This window comes from Anaerosporobacter sp., assembly GCF_965301125.1.
The window spans coordinates 1-5,321 of sequence record NZ_CBDLAM010000225.1; the positions used below are offsets into that span (position 1 = coordinate 1).

Annotated in this window: 4 protein-coding genes and 1 pseudogene; 1 reads left to right on the plus strand and 4 read right to left on the minus strand. The window is 31.8% G+C overall.

The window, feature by feature from the left end:
• Nucleotides 1-656, plus strand: a pseudogene (locus ACW2QF_RS17295) (PLP-dependent aminotransferase family protein); the annotation flags it as partial.
• A 129-nt stretch (nt 657-785) separates the two neighbouring features.
• On the opposite strand, the gene ACW2QF_RS17300 reads toward ACW2QF_RS17295, so the two are convergent.
• The 4 genes from ACW2QF_RS17300 to ACW2QF_RS17315 all read right to left on the minus strand — a co-directional run.
• Nucleotides 786-1,235: a hypothetical protein gene (locus ACW2QF_RS17300; protein WP_455717264.1), complete on the minus strand. Its 450-nt coding sequence runs from the start codon at nt 1,233-1,235 to the stop codon at nt 786-788.
• Nucleotides 1,236-1,394: 159 nt separating this feature from the next.
• The gene (locus tag ACW2QF_RS17305; protein ID WP_455717265.1) at nt 1,395-2,345 is read right to left on the minus strand and encodes a peptidase U32 family protein; all 951 of its coding nucleotides are present in this window, start codon (nt 2,343-2,345) and stop codon (nt 1,395-1,397) included.
• Nucleotides 2,323-3,192, minus strand: a complete 870-nt coding sequence (locus ACW2QF_RS17310; RefSeq protein WP_455717266.1) for a hypothetical protein — start codon at nt 3,190-3,192, stop codon at nt 2,323-2,325. Before ACW2QF_RS17310 ends, ACW2QF_RS17305 begins: the two co-directional genes overlap by 23 nt.
• Before the next feature lie 207 nt (nt 3,193-3,399).
• Nucleotides 3,400-5,321 (minus strand): CDP-glycerol glycerophosphotransferase family protein (locus ACW2QF_RS17315; RefSeq protein ID WP_455717267.1); only part of this gene is annotated, 1,922 nt, incomplete at its 5' end.

The following is a 5,321-nucleotide window of genomic DNA, read 5'->3' on the forward strand; positions in this document are numbered from 1 at the left end:
CAACCAATACAATGTCACTTGCTTTGCGTAAGGAAGTTGCTTCTTTTTCTATAGAAAAGAATCTTTTAATAATTGAAGATTCCATTAACACTTTGTTAAAAGAGGATTCCTTAGTTCTTCCACCGATACAATCCTTTGCACCCGATCATACTATATACATAATGAGTTTGTCCAAAACAATATCTCCAGGTCTTAGAACTGCTATTCTGGCAACACCAAAGAGGTACACAAAGGCGGTCGCAGTTGCTATCTATAACAATACAATAGCGATTTCCACGCTTATGACAGAATGTGCTGCTAGGTTAATACACTCTGGCCTTGCTGAAAAGATACGAACAAAACGTAGAGATGAAATTATCAAAAGAAATAAATTAGCAGATACTATACTTGCTGGTTTTCTTACCCCTTGTGAAAAATACTGTAACCTTCGTTTTCTTAATCTTCCAGATTATTTCACTGGCACTAGTTTTGAACTATGTGCAAGACAAGCAGGTGTTCAAGTTTATGCAGCTGAGCGTTTTGCAATCGGTAATTGCCAGGTTCCTCCTGCAGTTCGAATCGCTATTACCAGCCCAAGGTCATTTACCGAATATCAGGATGGACTTAAAAGGCTCAAAAGTCTCCTTAAGAATACAAATGATTTTACATATCTGTAATAAGAAATAAGGACCTGTTGCTCGATTATTTCCTTCCCATATATTCCATTCAAAATGTATTACCCTTACGGTTTTACTTATTTGGAATATTAGAAATCCTCGTGCAACAAGTCCTTATTGTTTTACTTTTTATTGTTTGTTATACTCATCTATCATAGTATTCACAGTAGCGTAGATTGTATCTACTAATTCTTTCTTCGTGTACGTCTTCTCAGCATCCTTTGATACCCAACCATTGACTTCTTCTGTGAAATACACAATTGTATCATATTCTTTATTTGCTACAACAGTATTTTCCTTATTCGTACTAACATTTGCAAAGAATACGATTTCACCATTTACTGCATAGGCTCCTGCACTTAGTAATTCAGAACCTGAAGGAACAATTTCCTCCTTAGTAGTTATGAATTCACCAACTAGTTTTTTCGTAATGCTTTTAATCTCGCATTTTTCTTTCTTTGTTACTTTAGTTTCTGGTTTAACCGCTGTTTTTGTTACATTTTTCTTGTCTGTACCTGCTAAAGTAACTTTCACATTTTTCTTTTTGTTGAGAGATTTTTTCAACTGTCTTTTGTTCATACTTCCCATTCCTTCCAGTGACTATTCAGTCAACATTTGACTTAAATTAAATATGTGATTTGCATTTACACAACAATGTATAATGATAGCATAACTTGTTAATATTTGTCCACACAAATTTTTTCCACCGACTCAATGTTCATCAAATGATTATTATACTTAAAAACGCATCTCTGGATAATAACAAGAAAGGCCGTCCTTACACAGTAATTCATTCTCTTCTGGAAGTTGCATTCGTTCAAGGAATTCTTCTTGCGACTTACAATTCTTTGCAATTTCAATGTTGTGTTTTACATAACGAATATCACTGCATATGTTCTTCCATTCATCGGTACGGCCGACAATCTTGCATGCTGTGATGTTCATCTTAACAAATCGATAGAGAGAACATAAGCCACATGCATATTCATGGAATGATTTCGTATAGAGTAAGTCATTCCATTCAATCTTTTGCTTTTTACCCTCCTCTTTCATTTGTATTTGACTAGTTGCGTTATTTAAACTTCCACAAATAGAACAAGATTCATTTCTATGCAATCCTAAGCAATTCGCATCAGAGAATATACAACCATTACGCATCATAAAAACTTCATACTCTACATCTGGAACTTCTTTCACGATTGTCTCTATTTCATCAACGGACATGTCTCTTGGTATAATAATTCTATTAGCTCCCCTGTCTCTATAAAAACTTGCTATTTGTGTATTATATACTCCAGCAATTGTACTTACTACTACGGGCAACTCAAGTTTTACTGCAATCTCTACTAATTCAATACAAGAAACAATAACCCCATCTACACCTCCTTCTTTTAAGACGATGAAATATTTCTTAATCTGATTTAATTGATCTTCTGAATAGATACTAGAGTTAAAGGTTACATAGATGGACATTCCTTTGTTCTTGACGATTTCAATAATGTCTACAACATCTTCTAATGAGAATGGATTGGCATTCTCTTTAAATCCAGACATTCGGTTGATATCTGCATATTCACCAAACTTACTTGTCCATTCCTCATCTTGGAATCCAATATAGAACTCTCCTGCTCCAGAAGCAATATAATCATCAATATGCTCCATATTGTTAAGTGGAACTAAAATTCTCATTATAAAAATTGCTCCTTTCTACAATATTGAATGCAAAATATATTTCCCGATAAGTATTCAATTCTTCAATCTTACACTCCCTATTCTCAAAGAAAACTGCCCTTCCTACACGGACCCATTCTCGATTATCTTCTAAATCATATCGAATTATCATATCCTGACATTCTTTCATACATGGTTGATTTGGTCTAAATTTCTTCTCAAGCTCTTTATTTATCGATGCATATTCACATATTTGCCCCACAGTCATATAGCTAAGTGGTGTATGAATCCCTATTCGTATCCCTTTTGGTTTATCTTCAAAGTTAATTGCTTCGTGTGTTAAATCAAACTCCATTCCATCAATTTGATTCAGCTCAATCAGAGGAATGAGATACTTTGTGAATATCTTAGGTTTTAGTACCGTATTAAAATATTTCGGGTGTCTAGGATCACGATAATCTTTCATAAATAATCTACCCATATTCAATTTAACATCATAATTCTCATGGACATATACAAGCATTCCATAATCATTTACTGTAATTTCATCCAAACGATCTTCAAAATATTCACTGTAGCCCTCTATTTTCTTAAGTACGTTATTAAGATCCTTCTGCGGTATAATAGGTATTACCAAAGTTAAGTATATCCCCTTATTCTTTGCTAGTGTAACTATGTCATCTATTAATCTATCATCCATATGCAGAAAATACTGCGCACAAAAATAAGAGCCGATATAGATTCGCTCAACATGTTCGAAGCCTGCTTTATACGCTGTCTTCTTAATGGTATCCTCCATCGTCTCTTCTTCTTGGTCCAGATAATTCATGATATCACAAAAATTCAAACAAGCTATCTGTTCCATATATGTCTCCTTCCTACTAACCAAAAAAACAAGTCAAATATCGATAAGACTATATTTTCCTTTTTGCATAAAAATATGCATAAATTGTTTAGCTTTGTTCAGCAGAAAATATCATAATGAGAACCTTCAATTATCATTATGCAAAAAACACGCTAGCTTATTATTATCTAGCGTGGTTTTTCATTACTTCAGTTACATCTTTGTCAGTTACTTAAAGACTTTTTCCACAATACGTTTTGATGCATTTCCATCATCCAAATAACAAAAACGATTACAAAAATCTTCATATACTTTCTTATATTCTATCTTTACTTGCTCAATGTTCTTAATTGATTCAATTACTTGTTCATCATTAAATAACAAAGGACCTGGAACATCTTTTTCAATATCTAAGTAAAATCCCCTTAGCATATCTCGATATTTTTCAAGATCATATGTGTAGAAAAGAATAGGCCTTCTTAAGTTTGCATAATCGAAAAATACAGATGAATAGTCTGTTATACAAATATCTGATATCAAATACAATTCTGAAATATCATCATACTTACTTACATTATGAGCAAACCCTTTATATTGATTCAAGTCTAATTGGTCTGAAATAAAATAGTGTGTACGTACCAAAATAATATACTCATCACCTAATTCTTTTTGATATTTTACTAAATCCATATGCAACTCGAATTTATATTGACCTTTATCATAATACTCATCATCTCTCCATGTTGGTGCGTATAGTATAATTTTCTTATTTGCAGGTAATTTTAATTTTCTTTTGATTTTCTTTGCAATCTGGTCCATATCTATTTGATACAACAAATCATTTCTAGGATATCCGCTCTCAAGAATTTCTTTATCATAAAGAAAAGCAGAACCAAAAACTTCAGTCGAAAATGCATTGTCAGATATTAAATAATCCCAAATTCTTGATTGTTCATATACTTGTTTCTTATACAATGGTGTTGCAGACATAACCTCTTCTTGATCAAATACAAGCTTTTTTAACGGTGTACCATGCCACGTCTGTATAAAAACTGTATCTTTTCTTTTTCTCATCCAAACAGGTTGTCTCATATTAAAAATAAAATACTTACTTCTTCCCAAATAATATGCATATCGTATCCCAAATCTTTTTACTTTCTTACATGGATACGGAAATTTCGTTTTTTTATCAACACTCCATATAAATTTATATTTACCAGGATATGTTTTACTCATATATTCAAAGATATTCTTTGGGCTATCCGCATAATTTCTTCCGAGGAAAGTTTCACACATAACGTAATTTTGCTTGATACTCATCTTTGAAAAATAATGAAAATACAAATATGTCGATAACAATTTACGATTATGTAATAATTTTTTTGCTTTTTTTCTACCTAAATGGAGATTTATCCAAAACAAACTTTTTTTACGATTTCCATTTCTCAATGCGGCTATCAAACGCCTTTTATAAAAATTTTGTTCACTAATTAAATGTACATTCCATTGTTTTGAAAGCTGTACCATTTGAAGAAACCGTTCATTCTTCCAATAACTCATTTCACTACGTCTTAGTCTAGTCACAAAATAATTACAATAATAGTTAATCATCTTTTGTTCCAATATCTGTTGTACCGTAGGAAAACTCAAAAGCTCTTCTGTAGATTTCATATATGCATAGAGCATACTATCAAATCGATTATCATAATTAATCTGATTAATAGAAGGATACTGTACTGGGTTATTTCGTTTTCTTTTTACGTACATTGCTTCTTGAACATAAATCGCACTCTTAATTAACGTAAATAATTTTGAAACAAATATTAAATCAGTGAATACCGGTATGCTCTCATCAAAAGTCAGATTATTATCCAATAATAAAGATCTACGAATTAAAATGTTTAAGGCAGAAATGTTCTTTAAACCTTTTCTTTTTTTAATCCTATTCTCTACAAATTCATATACGTCTGCATTTAATCCCATTATCTTAACAGAATTATACATATCATCTTCTTCATCTAAATCATTCTTCTCGGTCTCTGTTCCTAGATTATCCGTATCAATTTCATTTAATTCGTTTTTCTCCTCCTTTTCTTTTCTAACAGCAAGAAAACTACTTCTCTTAAACCATGTTGTGATTTTTTTACCAT

Excerpts from the sequence above, each read along its gene's own strand:
- ACW2QF_RS17300 (WP_455717264.1), bottom strand. The coding sequence starts at position 1,235 with ATGAACAAAAGACAGTTGAAAAAATCTCTCAACAAAAAGAAAAATGTG.
- ACW2QF_RS17305 (WP_455717265.1), bottom strand. The coding sequence starts at position 2,345 with ATGAGAATTTTAGTTCCACTTAACAATATGGAGCATATTGATGATTAT.
- ACW2QF_RS17310 (WP_455717266.1), bottom strand. The coding sequence starts at position 3,192 with ATGGAACAGATAGCTTGTTTGAATTTTTGTGATATCATGAATTATCTG.